This is a genomic window from Aquitalea pelogenes (genome assembly GCF_041914625.1).
Lineage (GTDB): Bacteria > Pseudomonadota > Gammaproteobacteria > Burkholderiales > Chromobacteriaceae > Aquitalea > Aquitalea pelogenes.
The window spans coordinates 42,163-61,057 of sequence record NZ_JAYSDA010000018.1; the positions used below are offsets into that span (position 1 = coordinate 42,163).

General features: G+C 58.9%; 19 protein-coding genes. 14 read left to right on the plus strand and 5 right to left on the minus strand.

From position 1 onward, the window contains the following. Nucleotides 1–94: 94 nt before the first annotated feature. From nudC to ACE3SE_RS14355, 5 genes are all read right to left on the minus strand, one after another. Complete coding sequence (nudC, locus tag ACE3SE_RS14335; protein WP_374556227.1) at nucleotides 95–898, minus strand: NAD(+) diphosphatase; 804 nt, start codon at nucleotides 896–898, stop codon at nucleotides 95–97. A 72-nt stretch (nucleotides 899–970) separates the two neighbouring features. Further along, nucleotides 971–2,092, minus strand: a complete 1,122-nt coding sequence (locus ACE3SE_RS14340; protein WP_374556229.1) for a YbdK family carboxylate-amine ligase — start codon at nucleotides 2,090–2,092, stop codon at nucleotides 971–973. A 1-nt stretch (nucleotide 2,093) separates the two neighbouring features. After that, entirely contained in the window at nucleotides 2,094–3,290 is a 1,197-nt protein-coding gene (locus ACE3SE_RS14345) for a cation:proton antiporter (protein WP_374556231.1), read from the minus strand. Nucleotides 3,291–3,529: 239 nt separating this feature from the next. Continuing rightward, nucleotides 3,530–4,828: an MFS transporter gene (locus ACE3SE_RS14350; RefSeq protein ID WP_374556233.1), complete on the minus strand. Its 1,299-nt coding sequence runs from the start codon at nucleotides 4,826–4,828 to the stop codon at nucleotides 3,530–3,532. A 213-nt stretch (nucleotides 4,829–5,041) separates the two neighbouring features. After that, on the minus strand, nucleotides 5,042–6,106 hold the full coding sequence (locus tag ACE3SE_RS14355) for an NAD(P)H-dependent flavin oxidoreductase (protein WP_374556235.1): 1,065 nt from the start codon (nucleotides 6,104–6,106) through the stop codon (nucleotides 5,042–5,044). Here ACE3SE_RS14355 and ACE3SE_RS14360 point away from each other — a divergent pair. From ACE3SE_RS14360 to lpxA, 14 genes are all read left to right on the plus strand, one after another. Continuing rightward, nucleotides 6,071–6,385, plus strand: a complete 315-nt coding sequence (locus ACE3SE_RS14360; RefSeq protein ID WP_374556284.1) for a hypothetical protein — start codon at nucleotides 6,071–6,073, stop codon at nucleotides 6,383–6,385. The two genes, ACE3SE_RS14355 and ACE3SE_RS14360, sit on opposite strands and share 36 nt — an antisense overlap. 141 nt (nucleotides 6,386–6,526) lie before the next feature. Continuing rightward, the gene (gene rpsB / locus ACE3SE_RS14365; RefSeq protein ID WP_045844997.1) at nucleotides 6,527–7,255 is read left to right on the plus strand and encodes a 30S ribosomal protein S2; all 729 of its coding nucleotides are present in this window, start codon (nucleotides 6,527–6,529) and stop codon (nucleotides 7,253–7,255) included. Nucleotides 7,256–7,329: 74 nt separating this feature from the next. Further along, on the plus strand, nucleotides 7,330–8,196 hold the full coding sequence (tsf, locus tag ACE3SE_RS14370) for a translation elongation factor Ts (RefSeq protein ID WP_045844998.1): 867 nt from the start codon (nucleotides 7,330–7,332) through the stop codon (nucleotides 8,194–8,196). 92 nt (nucleotides 8,197–8,288) lie between these two features. After that, nucleotides 8,289–9,008, plus strand: coding sequence for a UMP kinase (gene pyrH, locus ACE3SE_RS14375; protein WP_045844999.1), 720 nt, complete (start codon nucleotides 8,289–8,291; stop codon nucleotides 9,006–9,008). Nucleotides 9,009–9,089: 81 nt separating this feature from the next. After that, nucleotides 9,090–9,647: a ribosome recycling factor gene (gene frr, locus ACE3SE_RS14380; protein WP_045845049.1), complete on the plus strand. Its 558-nt coding sequence runs from the start codon at nucleotides 9,090–9,092 to the stop codon at nucleotides 9,645–9,647. Nucleotides 9,648–9,658: 11 nt separating this feature from the next. Continuing rightward, a complete protein-coding gene (locus ACE3SE_RS14385; protein ID WP_374556239.1) occupies nucleotides 9,659–10,408 on the plus strand; it encodes an isoprenyl transferase in 750 nt (249 codons plus the stop codon). Between the two features lie 6 nt (nucleotides 10,409–10,414). After that, nucleotides 10,415–11,221, plus strand: coding sequence for a phosphatidate cytidylyltransferase (locus ACE3SE_RS14390; protein ID WP_045845001.1), 807 nt, complete (start codon nucleotides 10,415–10,417; stop codon nucleotides 11,219–11,221). Between the two features lie 9 nt (nucleotides 11,222–11,230). Further along, nucleotides 11,231–12,412: a 1-deoxy-D-xylulose-5-phosphate reductoisomerase gene (gene ispC, locus ACE3SE_RS14395; RefSeq protein ID WP_374556241.1), complete on the plus strand. Its 1,182-nt coding sequence runs from the start codon at nucleotides 11,231–11,233 to the stop codon at nucleotides 12,410–12,412. After that, on the plus strand, nucleotides 12,406–13,752 hold the full coding sequence (gene rseP, locus ACE3SE_RS14400) for an RIP metalloprotease RseP (RefSeq protein ID WP_062788910.1): 1,347 nt from the start codon (nucleotides 12,406–12,408) through the stop codon (nucleotides 13,750–13,752). The genes ispC and rseP overlap by 7 nt, the downstream gene beginning before the upstream one ends. Before the next feature lie 9 nt (nucleotides 13,753–13,761). Further along, nucleotides 13,762–16,062 (plus strand): outer membrane protein assembly factor BamA, encoded by a 2,301-nt coding sequence (bamA, locus tag ACE3SE_RS14405; RefSeq protein WP_374556244.1) that lies wholly within the window; start codon nucleotides 13,762–13,764, stop codon nucleotides 16,060–16,062. 18 nt (nucleotides 16,063–16,080) lie between these two features. After that, nucleotides 16,081–16,569, plus strand: coding sequence for an OmpH family outer membrane protein (locus ACE3SE_RS14410; RefSeq protein ID WP_131360284.1), 489 nt, complete (start codon nucleotides 16,081–16,083; stop codon nucleotides 16,567–16,569). 52 nt (nucleotides 16,570–16,621) lie between these two features. Then, the gene (lpxD, locus tag ACE3SE_RS14415; RefSeq protein ID WP_374556246.1) at nucleotides 16,622–17,671 is read left to right on the plus strand and encodes a UDP-3-O-(3-hydroxymyristoyl)glucosamine N-acyltransferase; all 1,050 of its coding nucleotides are present in this window, start codon (nucleotides 16,622–16,624) and stop codon (nucleotides 17,669–17,671) included. Then, entirely contained in the window at nucleotides 17,664–18,116 is a 453-nt protein-coding gene (fabZ, locus tag ACE3SE_RS14420) for a 3-hydroxyacyl-ACP dehydratase FabZ (RefSeq protein WP_045845007.1), read from the plus strand. Before lpxD ends, fabZ begins: the two co-directional genes overlap by 8 nt. Before the next feature lie 2 nt (nucleotides 18,117–18,118). After that, nucleotides 18,119–18,895 (plus strand): acyl-ACP--UDP-N-acetylglucosamine O-acyltransferase, encoded by a 777-nt coding sequence (gene lpxA / locus ACE3SE_RS14425; RefSeq protein WP_062788913.1) that lies wholly within the window; start codon nucleotides 18,119–18,121, stop codon nucleotides 18,893–18,895.

Genomic DNA, 18,895 nt, shown 5'->3' on the forward strand with positions numbered 1-18,895 from the left:
CCCTTTCCCTGAAAGGGAGCCTCGCTTTCTTTTCAGAACGCGAGAGGAGTTTGTCAATAAGCTGAAAAGGGAGCCAATGGCTCCCTTTGCTATTTTATCTGCGCTGATCGGCTGGCAGGCGCAGCCAGTCTGCCGTATGGCGGATCAGCCGGTAAGCCACTGACAGCTGGGCTGGAATGGTGGGCAGGGCATCAATGTGATACCAGCCGGCGTCTTCGATTTCGCCTTCTTGCGGACGGATTTCCCCACCATCGTATTCGGCGGTGAAAGCCAGCATCAGCGAGTGCGGGAAAGGCCAGGATTGCGAGCAGACATAGCGCAGGTTCTTTACCCGCACGCCCACTTCTTCCTGTGTTTCGCGGTGAACGCATTGCTCAAGTGTTTCACCCGGTTCGACAAAACCGGCCAGTGCGCTGTACACGCCAGGAAGGAAGTGCGGACTGCGTGCCAGTAACAGCTCCTGTCCGCGATAAACCGCCACCATCATGGCGGGGGACAGGCGCGGATAGTAAAGCTGGCCGCAACTGGGGCAGTGCTTGCCCTGATCGTGGCTGTGCTGTTGCAAAGGGCTGGCGCAATGTCCGCAAAAACGGTGGGTGTGCTGGAACTGGCGCAGCTGGGCGGCGCGGGCAATGCCGTCGGTCTGTTCCGGCGGCAAGGCCATCAATGCGGCGCGTAAGGGCAGCCATTCGCAGTCGGCAGGTGGAGTGCCAACCAGGTCCGCAGCATACAGATTGCAGCCTTGTTGCTGGTCGATGAACAGGCGGTTGGCCAGCGGCCAGTGCCGGGCTGCATCTCCGGGCAGGGCCTGGTTTTGCAATAGCAGGCGCGGGCCATCGAAAATGCACCAGCGGGTTGGCAGAGCGGGATTGAAATGTTCGGGCAGTTCGAGCGGCATGATGGGGTTTCGGGACGCTAAGCTGCCAGTGTAGCGGCAGACACGGTGGATTGTCTGCTGGATTTCCCCTGCTCAGTCCGGTTGATCGTGCATCCAGTAGTTGCTTTGCCGACGTACCACCTCGGAAAGCGAACCGCTGTCCTGATACACATCGCGCAGCCATTGGCTGTCGGACTGGCGCTTCAGCACCCGCGCACGCAGTGCGGCCAGTTCCGCTTCGCAGCCAAGTGCGACGGCATGTGCCTGCAGCTGGTTCAGGGTACTCAGCAAGTCTTCCTGCACGCTGGTTTGCTGGCCGCTGCCGCTATTGACCAGCACACCGTCAAAGCCGAAACGACAAGCCTGAAAGCGGTTGTAGCTGTAAGTCAGGTAGTGTGCGGGGCTGATGTCATGCCATTCCTGCTCCATGCAGTGCCGGGCCAGCATCTGGGCGTAAGCGGCCAGCAAGGTGGGCGTGACGATGTCCAGCGGGGTGTCGCAGATGCGGATTTCCACCGTACCGTATTCCGGTTTGGGGCGGATGTCCCAGTAAAAGTCTTTCATGCTGGCGACAATGCCCAGTTTCGCCATGTCCTGAAAATATTCATTGAACTGGTCCCAGCTTTCCACGCAGGGCATGCAGCCGGACAAGGGGAAGGCATTGACACTGGTCAGGCGCGAAGTTTGAAACCGGGTGTCCATGCCCTGATAAAACGGTGAGGCGGCGGACAGGGCAATGAAATGAGGGATGTAGCGCGCCAGGTAGTGTCCCAGGCGGATGGCGCTGTCGCCGTCCGGGCAGCCGATGTGAATGTGCTGCCCGTAGACGGTGAATTGCTTGGCCAGATAGCCATACAGTTCCGAAACCAGCTGATAGCGTGCCTTGGGGTAAATCTGCTGCTCGCTCCAGTGCTGAAAAGGGTGGGCGCCGCCACCGGCCAGGCCAAGATTCAGTTTCTCCGCGTTGCGGGTCAGCAGCTGCCGGATGGCTTGCAGTTCCTGCAGCATCTCGCTGCAATGGGTGTGAATGGCGGAGCCGATTTCAATCATGCCCTGGGTGATTTCCGGCTTGATGTCATAACCATGTGGCTGACGGTCGATCAGCAGCAGCAAGTCGTCCGAGCCACGGGTCAGGTTGTAGTCGCGGCGGTTGACTATCATCAGTTCCAGTTCCACGCCCAGGGTCAGTGGTGTGCTGTTGTTGAATTCCAGCATGTCAGTGCTCCTTGCTCAGTTCGCCTGCCTGTTGCAGGGCCAGTCGGCACAGCCAGGGGCCGGCCAGTTCGCTGATGACCAGCACTGCCATCAGGCAGGCCGCGGCGTTGTTTGCCTGTGCGCCCAATGCCAGCGAACCCATGCTCAGCAGCATGGCACTGCCGCCCGACAGCGGGTTGAGTGCCAGCCCCAGCCACAAGCCGCGTCGACGGGTGAGGCAATTGGCGGGTGCCAGTGCAAGCCAGAACAGCATGGCAATGCCGGTACGCAACAGCAGGTAGGCGATGGCCAGCGGCCAATGGCTTGCCAGCGCTTGTGGTTGCAGCCAGGCGCCGGCTGCCACGAAAAAGGCGACAAAGAAAAAGTGACTGCCAGTCAGCAGGTCGGGCTCGCTGATGCTTTCGCCGCCGCGCAAATTGCGGGTGGCCAGGCCAAATACCAGCAAGGCCAGCGATGGTAGTGTGCCCAGCATCACGGCCAGGCCCACCAGCAGGGTGATCAGCCCGAACAGCAGTACAGTGCGGTGCTGGCGCTGATGTCCCAGCCAGTGGTTGAGCGCAATGGCCAGTACGCCGGCCAGCAGGCCCAGCAAACTGGAGCCCAGAATCAGCCAGGCCGGGGTGAGCAGACTGTCTGCTGATGGCTGTTGCCGGAACAGGTGGGCCGAGCCAAGCGCAATGGCAAAGACCAGTAGCGACAGCAGGCTGGACAGGGCGGTGGCCGTGGCCAGCCGGTCGCTGACCTGACCTTCGGCGCGCCCCTCGCGCATCATTTCCAGAATGACGATGGGTGAGCTTGCCATGCCGATGGCGGCCATGGTGGTGCTGGTTTGCCAGTCCAGTCCGGCAAAAACCAGCAATGTATACAGTGCAGCAAATACCAGCAGGCAGTAAGTCAGCGTGCTGAGCAGCAAGGTGCGCTCGGCACGCAGCCAGCGCAAATCGACCCGGCGCCCGCTTTCGAATAGCGCCAGACCCAGTGCCAGATTGACAAACAGGTCGGCGGCACGCAGCAGGTCTTCGTTCAGGATGTGCAGGCTGGCCGGGCCGATGATCAGGCCGATCAGCACATAGCCGGTCATGGCGGGCAGGCGGGCAATGCGATTGGCAATATGGCCGCCCATCACCCCCAGGGTGAGGAGGATGCCAAAGGCGGCCAGCGGGTTAAGGGCAATGTTCTGCCAGGGAAAGTTTGGCATGGGCGTCTCCGTGGTCTGGTGGAGTGGGCTGCACAGGTGCAGGTCAAGGCCGGGAGTGGCGCGGATTGGCAAGGGGTTGGCAGGTGGCGTGTTACAAGGTTTGATTAATAAGGGACTGCTGATGTAGCTGTATGGTTCCTTGCTATTTAAATTTTTATGCAACTGGCTATGTGATCAGGTTGTGGCAGGAAATGAAAAACGGCCCGTATCGGGCCGTTGGCGAGGTGCGCACGGGTGGATCAACGCCGGCTGCGATCCTGCCATAGCAGATAGCCACCCAATGCCATGCCCATGATGCACAGGGCGAGCACATAGCGTGCCGGTGCCAGCGGGTCGTGCTGTTGCCACAGTGTCACCACCATGGGGGTCAGGCCGCCGAAGATGGCATACGACACATTGTAGGAAAACGACAGCCCGGTGAAACGGATGGCTGGCGGGAAAGCGCGCACCATCACATAAGGCACCGCACCGACAATGCCCACGCACAGTCCGGTCAGTGCATATAGCGCATACAGCTGGCTCGCGTCATGCGCGACAGTGGTATAGAAATGATGACTGCTCAGCCCCAGCAGCAGGCAGCCCAGAATGAAGGTTGGCCCGCTGCCCAGTCGGTCGATGATGCGACCGGCCAGAATGCAGCCTGCGGTCAGGGCAATAATGGCCAGGCTGTTGGCCTTCAGTGTGGTGGTGGCCGCCATGCCGAACTGCTTTTGCAAATAAGTCGGTGTCAGCAGGATGACCACCACGATGGCAGCGGACAGCAGCCAGGTCAGCAGCATGGAGACAATGATGGCGGGCTTGTGCTGGTTCAGGACGGTCTTGAGTGGCAACTCTTCGGCCAATGCCTTGCGGGCCTGCATTTCGGCGAAAACAGGGGTTTCTTCCAGCCATTGGCGCAAATACATGGCCACCAGGCCGAACACGCCGCCAATCAGGAATGGCAGTCGCCATGCCCAGTCGGCAATCTGCGCGGGGCTGAAGCTGCTGTTGATGAGCGTGGCCAGCAAGGAGCCCAGCAAGATGCCTGCAGTCAGGCCTGCGGTCAGGGTGCCGCAAGCGTAGCCGGTGTGACGGGCAGGGACGTGCTCGGCGACAAATACCCAGGCACCGGGCACCTCGCCACCGATGGCGGCCCCTTGCAGGATGCGCAAGGCAAGCAAAGCCAGCGGGGCGACAATGCCGATGCTGGCATAAGTGGGCAGCATGCCCATCAGCAAGGTTGGTACCGCCATCAGGATGATGGATAGGGTGAACATGCGCTTGCGTCCCAGCTTGTCACCAAAGTGGGCCATGATGATGCCGCCCAGCGGGCGTGCCAGATAGCCGGCAGCGAAAATGCCGAAGGTCTGGAGCTGACGCAGCCAGTCCGGCATGTCCGGCGGAAAAAACAGCTTGCCGATGACCAGGGCGAAAAACACGAAAATGATGAAGTCGTAAAACTCCAGTGCGCCGCCCAGGGCGGCCAGTGCCAGGGTGCGGTAATCCTGGCCATTGAGAGGGCAGGGTGGGGTGTCCTCAAGCAGGTGCGGGGTGGTCATGCGTATTCTCTTGGTAAATGAACAAGGCGGCCGCTCTGTGGCGGCCTGCGGTCTGCCTGTGGGCAGGGTAGTGAGAATACGAGATAGAAGGAGTCAGGGCAATGCAGCAAGCCGCCGTGCAGTGGTAGCTTGTTGCGTCATGGCGGGTAGTTTGTTGAGTTAATGCATTCAATCAGCCAGATATTTCATGAAAGATGCGCAGAAAATCTTTTGTCATGAATTGCTGTACGGTGCGGCCGTTGTGCTGTGCAAGGCATTCAGTCGCGATAGCTGGTCTTCGGCCTCCTGCATCACGCGCAAAAAGAGTTCAGCCACGCCAGGAATGTCGTCAATCAGGCCTTGCACCTGGCCAATCAACTGCACCCCTTGTTGATGATTGCCTTCTTCAATGGCAAGGCGGATGGATTCGGTGGCTGCGCCAAACAAGGCCAACTGGCGCAATTCCTGCGGTTTTTTCAGCATGCCGCCCAGTGCCACCTTCAGTACCGGCAACTTCAACTTGCGGGCAACGGCGCTGGCCTTCCAGCCGGCCATCAGCAGGTTCATCGGCTTGCGACAGGCGGCGCGCGCGGCCGGGGTGTCCATCATGCGGCACCACAGGCCATCAAAATTTCGCGAATACAGGGTGTCGCTGACACTGCGCTGACGAATCATCTCCTTGCTGGTGGCGTGTACCGGGCTTTCACGGGTCATGGCTAGGCGGCTGCCCATGGCGACGGCATCGGCACCCAGTGCCAGTGCGGCCAGCAGACCGGCCCCACTGCCAAAGCCGCCGGCGGCGATGATGGGAAGCTTGCTCACCTTGCGAATGGCTGGAGTCAAAACAAGCGAAGTGACTTCGCCGCCATGCGCGGCCGCTTCGTGGCCGGTCACCAGCAGGCCGTCCACACCGGATTTCTCTGCCGAGATGGCGTGTTTTTCCGTTACGACGGTGGCAATCACCTTGCCGCCGTAGGCGTGTGCACGCTTTACAATCCAGTCGCCCTTGCCCAGGGAGAAGTTGATCACCGGCACTTGTTCTTCCAGTGCTACCACGCAATTGTCATGTGCGCAGGGCATCATCAGGGTGCAGCCAATGCCAAAGGGTTTGTCGGTCAACTCGCGAATGCGGCGGATGGCGGCGCGGGTTTGTGCGGCATTGAGCGGCCCTGTCGCCAGAATGCCCAGGCCGCCTGCGTTGGCAGTGGCGGCCACCAGTTCGGGGGTGGCGATGTAGCTCATGCCAGGGCAGACAAGAGGCAATTGAATGCCGAAGGTTTCGGTAAATCGGGTTTGCATGATGATGGCCGCCGGGTGGTTTACACTATGGCGCTATTGTTCAGGCTTTTTCCGAAAAATTCAAACGGTTGTTTGATTATGTATATGGTATTGATTGGCTGGCTCTACGTGGTGCTGATGCTGGCAGTGGCACAGAACAGTCTGTGGGCAACATTCTCCATTTTGTTCTTCCTGGGCTTTTTGCCCACCCTGTTTATTGCAAGAATGACACGCCGTCGCCTGCGCAAACGGCAGGAATTGGCGCAAGAGCAGGCAAATCAAGGCAAGGCGCTTGAGTGAGGCGGCTTTGCGGTGCTAGAATCCTGCGTCCTCTGCATTGGGCAGGGGAAACACTACGCACATCCGCGCCAAAGGGTGCCGCCAACGCAAAATGGCGGTTGTCTGCGCGGATGGAGGCTTAACCCTTTAAGGAGTTTTTGCATGTCCACCAACGTTACCATGCGTCAAATGCTTGAGGCCGGCGTTCACTTCGGCCACCAAACCCGTTTCTGGAACCCGAAGATGGCTCAGTACATCTTTGGCAGCCGCAACAAGATTCACATCATCAACCTGGAAAAGACTCTGCCGCTGTTCATCGGCGCCCAGGAATATGTGCGTCGTCTGGCTGCCAACAAGGGCACCGTAATGTTTGTTGGTACCAAGCGTCAGGCGCGTGAGATCGTCCGTGAAGAAGCTGCCCGCGCTGGCATGCCGTTTGTTGATCACCGCTGGCTCGGCGGCATGCTGACCAACTACAAGACCGTGAAGCAGTCCATCAAGCGTCTTGAAGAAAAGCGTGCCATCCTGGAAGGCGCTGATACCGGTTACAACAAGAAAGAACTGTTGGACCTGCAACGCGAAGTTGACAAGCTGGAACGCTCGCTGGGCGGTATCAAGGATATGAAGGGCCTGCCGGATGCCATCTTCGTTATCGACACTGGCTACCAGAAAGGTACCATCGTTGAAGCCAAGAAACTGGGTATCCCGGTAATCGGCGTTGTTGATACCAACAACTCGCCGGATGGCATCGACTACGTTATTCCGGGCAATGACGACTCCAGCCGTGCCATCCGCCTGTACGCTCGCGGCATCGCCGACGCCGTACTGGAAGGCCGCGCCCAGTCGCTGCAAGAAGTCGTAGCTGCCGCCGAAACGGCCCAGGCTGAGTAAGCAGACTCGAAAGGGGGCGCAAGCCCCTTTTTTCAGACCTGATTACCCTTACGTATCGAATACAGGAGTTACAAATGGCGGAAATCACCGCAAAAATGGTTTCGGATCTGCGCGCTGCTACCGGCCTGGGCATGATGGAATGCAAGAAAGCCCTGGTTGAAGCTGAAGGCGACGCTGCCAAGGCTGAAGAAATTCTGCGCATCAAGTCCGGCAACAAGGCTTCCAAGATGGCTGGCCGTCTGGCTGCCGAAGGTATCATCGGTTCTTACGTTGCCGGCGGCGTTGGCGCCCTGGTTGAAGTGAACTGTGAAACCGACTTCGTTGCCAAGGACCCGACTTTCGTTGCGCTGGCCAATGCTGCTGCTCAGGCTGCTGCCACTGCCAACCCGGCTGATGTTGAAGCCCTGTCCGCTGTTGTGATCGACGGCCAGTCCGTTGAAGACATCCGCAAGGCTGCCATCGCCAAGCTGGGCGAAAACATGACCATCCGTCGTTTCGTTCGTTACGAAACCACCGGTACCATCGCTACTTACCTGCACGGTGCCAAGATCGGCGTGATCGTTGACCTGAAGGGTGACGAAGCGCTGGGTCGTGACATCGCCATGCACATCGCTGCTTCCAAGCCGATCTGTGTTTCCAAGGATCAGGTTCCGGCCGAAACCCTGGAACAGGAACGCAAGATCTACACCGCTCAGGCTGCCGAATCTGGCAAGCCGGCCGACATCGTCGCCAAGATGGTTGAAGGCCGCGTCAACAAGTTCCTGGCTGAAGTGACCCTGGTTGGTCAGCCTTTCGTCAAGAACCCGGACGTGACTGTAGAAAAACTGCTGGCTGAAAAATCTGCTTCCGTAAATGCATTCGCCATGTTTGTTGTTGGCGAAGGCATCGAGAAGAAGGTTGTAGACTATGCTGCTGAAGTGGCTGCTGCTGCCAAGCTGTAAGTCTGACAAGACTGTATGATCGAACGGCACCCTGCCTGCAGGGTGCCGTTTTGCAAACTGAATGCCCCAAACACACCCAACTCGAGGTTACCATGAGCCAAGCTCCTTCCTATAAACGCATTCTGCTCAAGCTGTCCGGTGAGGCCCTGATGGGCGACGATAACTACGGCATCAACCGCTCGACCATCGAGCAGATTGTCGGTCAGATCAAGGAAGTGGTAGAGCTGGGCGTACAGGTTGGCATCGTGATTGGTGGTGGCAACATCTTCCGCGGCGTCTCCAGTGCTGCCAGCGGCATGGACCGTGCCACGGCCGATTACATGGGTATGATGGCCACCGTGATGAATGCGCTGGCGCTGAAGGATGCCATGGGCAAGGTGGGTGTGGTGGCGCGTGTGCAGTCTGCCCTCACCATGCAGCAGATTGCCGAGCCCTATGTGCGTGGCAAGGCCATGCAGTATCTGGAAGAGGGTAAGGTGGTGATTTTTGGTGCCGGTACCGGCAACCCCTTCTTCACGACAGATACCGCCGCAGCGCTGCGCGGCATGGAAATGAATGTCGACATCATGCTCAAGGCCACCAAGGTGGATGGCGTGTACACGGACGACCCGAAGAAAAACCCGGATGCCGTACGCTATCAGACCCTGACCTTTGACGAAGCCATCGGCCGTAACCTGAAGGTGATGGATGCTACCGCTTTCGCGCTGTGCCGCGACCAGCACCTGAACATCAAGGTGTTCAGCATCTTCAAGCAAGGCGCACTCAAGCGCGTAGTGCTTGGCGAAGATGAAGGCACGCTGGTACACTGCTGAGCTTGATGAATACCAAGGGGCGGAAACGGCTGGAAGCCGCTTTCCGCCTTGTTTTTCAAAGTACCGATTTTTGGAGCAAGCATGATTAATGAAGTCAAGAAATCCGCCGAGCAGAAGATGACCAAGTCTCTGGAGGCGTTCAAGACCGACCTGACCAAAGTACGTACGGGTCGCGCCCATACCGGCATTCTTGATCATGTCATGGTCGACTACTACGGTAGCGACGTGCCGGTAAACCAGGTAGCCAATGTCAGCCTGATTGATGCCCGTACCATCGGTGTACAGGCATGGGAAAAGAACATGGTGGCCAAGATCGAGAAAGCCATTCGCGATTCCGATCTGGGTCTGAACCCGGCTTCCATGGGCGACATCATCCGCGTACCGATGCCGATGCTGACCGAGGAACGTCGCCGTGACCTGATCAAGGTGGTGCGTAGCGAGGCTGAAGGTGCTCGCGTGGCTGTGCGCAATATCCGTCGCGATGCCAACAACGAATTCAAGAACCTGATCAAGGACAAGGCCATTACCGAGGACGACGAGCGCCGCGGCCAGGACGACATCCAGAAAATGACCGACAAGTACATCGCCGAGATCGACAAGGCGCTGGCGGCCAAAGAAGCGGACCTGATGGCGGTATAAAGGAAATAGCCTTGTTTGGAAGCTCCACCAAGGACGTGCCGGAGGTGCGCTGCGTACCCCGGCATATCGCCATCATCATGGATGGCAATGGCCGCTGGGCCAAGAAGCGTTTCCTGCCGCGGGTGGCAGGGCACAAGAAGGGCCTGGACACCGTCCGTGAAATTGTCACCACCTGCAAGGAATTGGGGGTGGAGTACCTGACGCTGTTTGCCTTCTCCACTGAAAACTGGCGTCGTCCGCCGGATGAGGTGAGCTTCCTGATGGACCTGTTCATCCGTGCGCTGGAAAACGAAGTCAGCAAGCTGCATGCCAATAATATCCGCCTGCGGGTATTGGGCACGCGCGAGCGCTTCAGTCCGGCGCTGGCCGAACGGATCCAGGCGGCGGAAGACAAGACGGCAGGCAATGACGGGCTGGTGCTCAGTATCGCTGCCGATTATGGCGGCCGCTGGGACGTGCTCAATGCAGTCAATGGCCTGATTGCCGATGGTGTCACTGAGATCACAGAAGAAAACCTGGCTTCCCGCCTGTCCACCCACTGGGCTCCGGAGCCGGATCTGTTCATCCGCACTGGCGGGGAGCAGCGCATCAGTAATTTCCTGCTGTGGCAACTGGCTTATTCCGAGTTGTATTTCACTGATCTGCTGTGGCCGGATTTCAACCGTGCAGCACTGGATCAGGCACTGGACTCCTACCGCTCGCGCGAGCGCCGTTTTGGCCGCACCAGCGAGCAGCTGCCTGAACAGCAGCGCAGAAACTGACCCCTCATGCTCAAGACCCGCATACTGACCGCTCTGGTGTTGCTGCCGCTGATGCTGGCCGCGTTGTTCGTGTTTCCGGCGGATGCCTGGGCCGCTTTTTCCTGGCTGATCATCCTGTTGGCCCTGTGGGAATACGCCCGCATGACGCCCCTGCGCGGCATGGCCAAGTGGGGGTATCTGGGCTTGAGCACGGCTTTTGCCGGTGTTTCCTGGTGGCAGGGCTGGCAGATGCCGCAGGCTGCACACCTGCTGGCGCTGGTGTTCTGGTTGCTGGTGATGCCCTTGTGGCTGGCCCGTCGCTGGACGGTAAAGTCCCCCGGCGTGGCCGCCGTGCTCGGCTGGGTGTTGATGCTGCCGGCCTGGTACGGCTTTCTCGAGTGGCGGCCGCAGGCTGATGCCAGCCATGCGCTGACCTTGCTGGCCGTGATGGGCCTGGTGTGGGTGGCGGACGTGGCCGCTTACTTCTCCGGCAAGGCATTCGGCAAGCGCAAGCTGGCACCTTCCATCAGCCCTGGCAAAAGCTGGGAAGGCGTGTACGGCGCGCTGGTGGGCGTGGCTGTTTATGTGGTCATTGTCAGCCGCCTGGGCTGGATTTCCGTCGGCCTGCCAGTGTGGGCGCTGGTATTGCTGGCCTTGCCGCTCACTGCGGTCAGCGTTTGTGGCGACTTGCTGGAATCCTGGTTCAAACGTGCGTCAGGCATCAAGGACAGCAGCAAGCTGCTGCCTGGCCATGGCGGCGTTTATGACCGAATCGATAGTCTCATTGCCGTTCTGGCAGTCAGCAATGCGCTGCGCGTGCTGGGCGGGCTGTAAGCACATCTCATGAAACCTCAAGGCATTGCAGTTCTTGGGGCAACCGGCAGCATCGGCGTCAATACGCTGGATGTGGTTGCCCGTCATCCCGAGCGCTACCGCGTGGTGGCGCTCAGTGGTCATCATCAGGTCGACCGTCTGTTTGAACAGGCCTGCCGTTTTTCTCCCCTTTATGTTGTCGTGGCGGATGCTGTATCTGCCAATGATTTGCAAGGCCGCTTGCAAGAGCAAGGCCTGGCTACCGAAGTGTTGCATGGCGCAGCAGCGCTGGAGCGTGTGGCCAGCTTGCCTGAAGTGGATGTGGTGATGGCAGCCATCGTCGGGGCGGCGGGCTTGCCTTCGGCCATGGCGGCGGCACGCGCAGGCAAGAAAATATTGCTGGCCAACAAGGAATCGCTGGTGGTGGCCGGTCGCCTGTTCATGGAGGCAGTGCGCGAGCATGGTGCCACCTTGTTGCCGGTGGATAGCGAACACAGTGCCATTTTCCAGTCCTTGCCGCATGATTACGCCGGCAATCTGGATGCTTCCGGCATTCGCAAGATCATTCTCACTGCCTCGGGTGGGCCCTTCCGTCAGCACAGTGCCGAAGACTTGCTGCACGTCACGGTGGAAGATGCCTGTCGTCACCCCAACTGGGTGATGGGGCGCAAGATTTCCGTGGATTCGGCCAGCCTGATGAACAAGGGGCTGGAAGTCATCGAAGCACACTGGCTGTTTTCGGCTCCGCCGGAGCGTATCGACGTGGTGGTGCATCCGCAGAGCGTGATTCATTCCATGGTGCAGTACCGTGATGGTTCGGTGATGGCGCAGCTGGGTTCTCCCGACATGCGTACCCCGATTGCCTGCGCACTGGCATGGCCGGAACGCATCGAGGCTGGCGTCAGCTCGCTGGATTTCTTCAGCATGGGAAATCTGAGTTTCGAACAGCCCGATCTGGCTCGTTTCCCCTGTCTTGGGCTGGCGTTTGACTCGCTGCGCAGCGGCGGCGACGCCCCAGCAGTACTCAATGCAGCCAATGAAGTGGCGGTGGCGGCCTTCCTGGAAGGGCGCTTGCGCTTTGTCGATATTGCCGCCGTGGTGGATGCCACGCTGGCTGGTGTCAGCCTGTCACCCAGCACCTCGCTGGCTGCCTTGCTGGACAAGGATGGTGAAGCGCGTCGCTTTGCCATGAACAAGGTGGGTTCATGCTGACATTCCTGGCATTCCTGGTGGCCATCGGTGTGCTGGTCACCTTTCACGAACTGGGTCATTACTGGGTAGCACGCTTGTGCGGGGTGAAAGTGTTGCGCTTTTCGGTAGGTTTTGGTGCGCCTTTGTATACCTTCCGCCGTGGCGATACCGAGTGGGCCATCAGCCCCATTCCGCTGGGTGGCTATGTGCGCATGCTGGATGAGCGCGAAATGGATGTTGCGCCGGAAGAGCGCCATCTGGCATTCAATACCCAGTCGGTTTACAAGCGCATGGCCATTGTGGCGGCTGGCCCGCTGGCCAATCTGGTGCTGGCCGTGCTGTTTTACTGGTTGGTGATTGCTGGTGGTGTCACACAACTGCTGCCGCAAATCGGCACGGTCATCACCCCCAGTCTGGCCGCCACTGCAGGCTTCCAGCCTGGCGACCGCGTGTTGTCGGTGAATGGGCAGAAGGTGGATGACTGGCAAGGCCTGCGCCTGGCGCTGGTGGATGCGGTAGGCAGTGGCGATGTGCCGCTGCGCCTGCAGGTGAAGACTGCCCAGTCGGCCACGGTGCTGCGCAGTATCGACCCGGCCCAGGCGGATGAAGACACGCTCAAGGCGCTGGAGCAAGGTAATCCCGGCTTCATGCCCATGCGCTATCTGCCTGCCATCGGCGGTGTGGAAGAGGGTGGTGTGGCGGCGCGAGCCGGGCTGAAAGCAGGGGACAAGCTGATTGCCGTGGATGGCAAGCCGCTGGCCAGCTGGGATGCCTGGGTGCGCCTGGTGCATGAGAGCCCGGGCAAGGAGCTGCTGATCCGCATACAGCGTGATGGCAAGCAGCAGGATATCAAGCTGCGTCCGGCTACCGTGGCGGATGGCGACGTGATGATAGGTCGTATCGGTGCAGCGCCGCTGCTGGATGCCGCCTGGATGAAACAACTGGCATTTACGCACAAGCCCGGCGTTGCCGAAGCGGGGGTGGAAGCCTGGCGCAAGATGACCGACACCGCCTGGATGAGCCTGAAGTTTCTGGGTCGCATGGTGATTGGCCAGGCGTCGCTGGATAATCTGTCCGGCCCGCTGACCATTGCCAGCATTGCCGGGCAGACTGCCCGCGAAGGCTGGAGTCCCTACCTGGAATTTCTCGCGCTGATCAGTGTCAGCATCGGTGTGTTGAATCTGTTGCCAATACCTGTGCTGGATGGCGGGCACTTAATGTATTATGTCGCGGAGCTGGTCAAAGGCCGCCCGCTGAGCGAGCGTGCGCAACTGTTTGGACAGAAGATCGGATTCATCCTGCTGGCGTCGCTGATGCTGTTTGCTGTGCTGAATGATATCAGCCGCCTTTTTGGGGGTTAAAACAAACCTATGAAATTGAAATTACTCGCGGCCGCTGTGCTGGGCATGACTACGGCAACAGCTGTTTGGGCTGCGGATCCGTTCGTGATCAAGGATATCCGGGTTGAAGGCCTGCAACGTACCGAAGCCGGTACGGTCTTCAACTACCTGCCGGTCAAGGTGGGCGATACATTCAATGACGAGAAGGCACGTGAGTCCATCAAGAGCCTGTTTGCCACCGGCTTCTTTGATGATGTGCGAGTGGAATCGCGCGATGGCGTGGTGATTGTCGCCGTTGCCGAGCGACCGGTGATCACCCAGCTCAACATCAATGGCGCCAAGGAATTCAGCAAGGATCAGCTCAAAAAGGCCCTGAAGGACAACGGCTTTGCCGAATCCCGCATTTTTGACCAGGCCCTGCTGGACGGCGCGGTGCAGGAACTGAAGCGTCAGTACTACAGCCGTGGCAAGTATGCGGTGGAGATTACCCCGCAAGTTACCAAGCTGGAGCGCAATCGCGTGGCCGTGACGCTGGACATCACCGAAGGGGTGACTGCCCAGATCAAGGACATCCATTTTGTCGGCAACAAGGCATTCAGCCAGGACAAGCTGCTGGATGAGATGTCGCTGACTTCCGGTGGCTGGTTCTCCTGGATAACCAAGGACAACCAGTACTCCAAGCAAAAGCTGACTGGCGATCTGGAGAAGCTCAAGGCCTTCTACCAGAACCAGGGCTATCTGGAATTCAATATCGAATCCACCCAGGTATCCATCAGCGCCGACAAGCAGCAAATGTTCCTGACGCTGAACATCAATGAAGGCAGCAAGTTCACCGTTGCCGACATCAAGCTGGCTGGCGACCTGAAAGTGCCGGAAGCCGAGCTGCGCAAGCTGATTACCGTGAAATCCGGCACTGTGTTCGACAATGAAAAGGTGACCGAAAGCGTGAAAGCGCTGAGTGACCGTCTGGGCAATGAAGGCTACGCCTTTGCCAACGTCAATGCCTTGCCGGACATCAATCGCGACAAGCAGCAAGTCGGCTTTACCTTCTTTGTGGATCCGGGTCGCAAGACCTATGTACGCCGCGTCAACATTGCCGGCAATACCAAGACCCGTGACGAAGTGGTACGCCGTGAACTGCGTCAGCTGGAAGGCTCGGTATACAACGCCGCCAATGTGAAGCGCAGCAAGGACCGTGTCGAGCTGCTGGGCTACTTTGAAGATGTAAACGTGGAAACCCCGGCGGTCGCGGATGCGCCAGACCAGGTGGACATGAACATCTCCCTGAAGGAACGCGCCACCGGCAGTATCTCCGCTGGTGTCGGTTTCGTGCAGGGTGAAGGTATCCAGCTGTCGGCCAGTGTTTCGCAGAGCAATATTTTCGGCTCCGGCAAATACATGTCCTTCGGTATTTCCAATGGCTCGGTGAACAAGAATGCCACCTTGTCGTTTACCGACCCGTACTTCACCGCCGACGGTGTAAGCCTGGGTTACGACCTGTACCACCGCGTGTACAAGCCGTATAACAGCTCGTCCTCCAGCACCACGCACTACAAGACTTCCACCGATGGTGCCGCCATGCGCTTTGGCGTGCCGGTGACGGAAACCGACCGCATCAACTTCAGCCTGGGTCTGGAGCAGACCAAGGTGGGTACCTGGAGCGACAGCCCCACCCGCTATCTGGACTTCGTCAACAAGTACGGCAGCAACAACCTGTCGCTGATCGGTACTGCCGGCTGGGGTCGTGATACCCGTGACAGTTCGCTGTGGCCGACCCGTGGTGCCAACATCAAGGTACAGGCCGATGCGGCGCTGCCGGGCGGCGACCTTGAGTGGTACCGCCTGACGCACTCGCAGCAGTGGTTCTTCCCGCTGTCCAAAACCTTCACCCTGATGCTGAACGGTGAAGTGGGTTATGCCAACGGTTATGGCAAGACTTCCACCTTGCCGTTCTTCCAGAACTTCTATCTGGGTGGTCTGGGTTCGGTGCGTGGTTACGACTCCAACAGCCTGGGTCCGAAGGATGCTGCTTCCGGCGACTATCTGGGTGGTACCCGCAAGATGGTGGCCAATGCCGAAATCCTGTTCCCCTTCCCGGGGATGAAGGACAACAAATCGGTACGTGCCAGCGTATTCTTTGACTCCGGTACGGTTTGGGATAGCACCGTCAGCGGTAGCACCCCGAGCAGCGAACTGCGTTACTCCACCGGTGCGGCCGTGACCTGGCTGTCCCCGCTGGGACCGATGAAGTTCAGTCTGGCCAAAGCCCTGCGCAAGAAGGAAGGCGACAAGTACCAGAGCTTCCAGTTCCAGCTGGGTACCGTCTTCTAAACCGAAAGAGGCCTGAACATGAAATCTACTTTCAAGTGCTTGATTGCCGGGCTGGCCATGGTCAGCCTGCAGGCCTCGGCCGCAGACTTCAAGCTGGGGTTCGTCAACATCGAGCGGGTATACCGCGAGGCGGCACCGGCGATTGCCATCCAGAAAAAACTGGACAAGGAATTTGGCGACCGCCGTGCCGAGCTGAATAAAATGGCAAAGCGAGCCAAGGAGCTGGAAGGCCTGCTGGCCAAGAGCACGCTGTCCATTGATGACCGCAAGCGCTACGAGCGGGAATATGCCGGGCTGGACCGCGACTATCAGGCCAAGGCCCGCGAGTTGTCGGAAGACTTCAACCAGCGTCGCAATGAAGAGTTTGCTTCGGTACAGGAGCGTGCCAACCGGGTGCTGCGCCAGATCGCCGATCGCGAGCAATACGACCTGATCCTGCAGGATGTGGTTTATGTCAATCCTAAGTACGACCTGACCGGTAAGGTGCTGAAGGAACTGGAAAAATAATCCTGGCTAACTGTTACGGGAGAAGCCGACCCGGGGTCGGCTTTCATTTTTGATGGCGTACACACTTTCTCATCTCGTGGCCAGCCTGGGTGGTGTGCTCAAGGGCGAAGACCGTACGGTCGAACGCCTGGCACCGCTGGATGTGGCGACCGCGAGCGATATTACCTTTCTGTCCAATCCCAAGTACCGCAAGCAGCTGGACGGATGTGCCGCCGGTGCGGTGATTGTTTCGCCCAAGCTGGAAGCAGAGCTGGACCCGGCACGCTCCTGGATTGTGGTGGATGACCCCTATCTGTATTTTGCCAAGGTGGCAACCTTGTTCCACCCGCCTGCACAGCCGCAGCCCGGCATCCATGCCAGTGCGGTGATCGGCGAGGGCGCTGTCATTGCTGTCAGCAGCGAAGTACGCGAACACGTCAGCATTGGTGCCGGTGTCGTGATTGGCGAGCGCTGTATCCTGCACCCCGGTGTGGTGATTGGTGCTGGTACGGTACTGGGCGATGATGTGGTTCTTTATCCCAATGTCACGGTTTACCATGGCTGCGTGCTGGGCAATCGCGTGGCCGTGCATTCGGGTAGTGTGATCGGGGCGGACGGCTTCGGCCTGGCATGGGCCAAGGATCAATGGTTCAAGATTCCGCAAACCGGCCGTGCCATTCTGGAAGACGACGTCGAAGTGGGTGCCAATACCACCATCGACCGTGGCGCGCTGGCAGACACCATCATCCGGCGCGGGGCCAAGATCGACAATCTGGTGCAGATTGCCCACAACGTGCAGATTGGCGAACATACCGCCATCGCCGGTTGTGTCGGCATTGCCGGCAGCACCACCATCGGCGCGTATTGCACGGTGGGCGGAGCGGCCATGTTTGTCGGCCATATCGAAGTGGCAGACAAGACGCATATCGGCGGCGGCACGCTGGTGTCGAAGTCCATCCGCCAGCCGGATACCTACGCTTCGTCCTACCCGCTGCAAACCATGAAGGAATGGCTGGGCAATGCCGTTCATGTAAGACATCTGGACGATCTCGCCAAACGGATAAAACAACTCGAACGCGAGATCGGCATGCTGAAAGAAAACAAGGACAATACAAATGACTGAACACGCCGTAAACATTGATGTACGTGAAATCATGAAGTGCCTGCCGCACCGCTATCCCTTCCTGCTGGTGGATCGCGTGACCGAAATGGTGCCGGACACCCGCATCAAGGCGCTGAAGAACGTCACCATCAACGAACCCTTCTTCTGCGGCCACTTCGAGCAGTATCCGGTCATGCCGGGCGTGCTGATCATCGAAGCGCTGGCTCAGGCTGCCGGCATCCTGGCCATCAAGAGCCAGGGCGAACGTGCGGAAAACGAGCTGTACTTCTTTGTCGGCATCGACAAGGCCCGCTTCAAGCGCCAGGTGGTACCGGGCGACCAGCTGATTTTCGAAGTGGAGCAAATCACCGTGAAGCGCGGCATTGGCAAATACAATGCCCGTGCACTGGTGGATGGTCAGGTGGCTTGTGAAGCCGAAATCATGTGTGCCAAACGCGAGGTCTGAGCATGGCCATTCATCCGACAGCGATTGTCGATCCCAAGGCAAACATTGCCGCTGATGTGGAAATCGGTGCCTATTCCATCATTGGCCCGGATGTATCCATTGACAGCGGTACCTGGGTAGGTCCGCACGTGGTGATCGAAGGGCATACCAGCATCGGCAAGAACAACCGCATTTTCCAGTTCAGCTCGCTGGGTGCCATTCCGCAGGACAAGAAGTACGCCGGTGAACCTACCCGGCTGGAAATCGGCGACAACAACACCATCCGCGAATTCTGCACCTTCAATATCGGTACCGCGCAGGATGTGGGCGTGACCCGTCTGGGCAACAACAACTGGATCATGGCTTACGTGCATCTGGGCCATGACTGCCAGATCGGCAACAACACCATTTTTGCCAATAACGCCACGCTGGGCGGCCACGTGCATATTGGTGACTGGGTGATCCTGGGTGGTTTCACCAGCGTGCACCAGTTTGCCATCATCGGCGATCACGCCATGACCGCCTTTGCCAGTGCGGTGGCGCAGGATGTGCCGCCCTACGTGATGGCGCATGGCAACCGTGCGGTGCCGGCCGGCATCAATGCCGAAGGCCTGAAGCGTCGTGGCTTCACCCCGGAGCAGATCCGCCGGGTGCGTAATGCCTACAAGGCCCTGTACCGTCAGGGTCTGCAATACGATGCCGCCAAGGAAGCCATTCTGGCCGAAGCACAGCAAGGCCATGTCGAGCTGGAACCGTTCACCCGCTTCTTTGCCCAGTCCGAGCGAGGCATCATCCGCTAA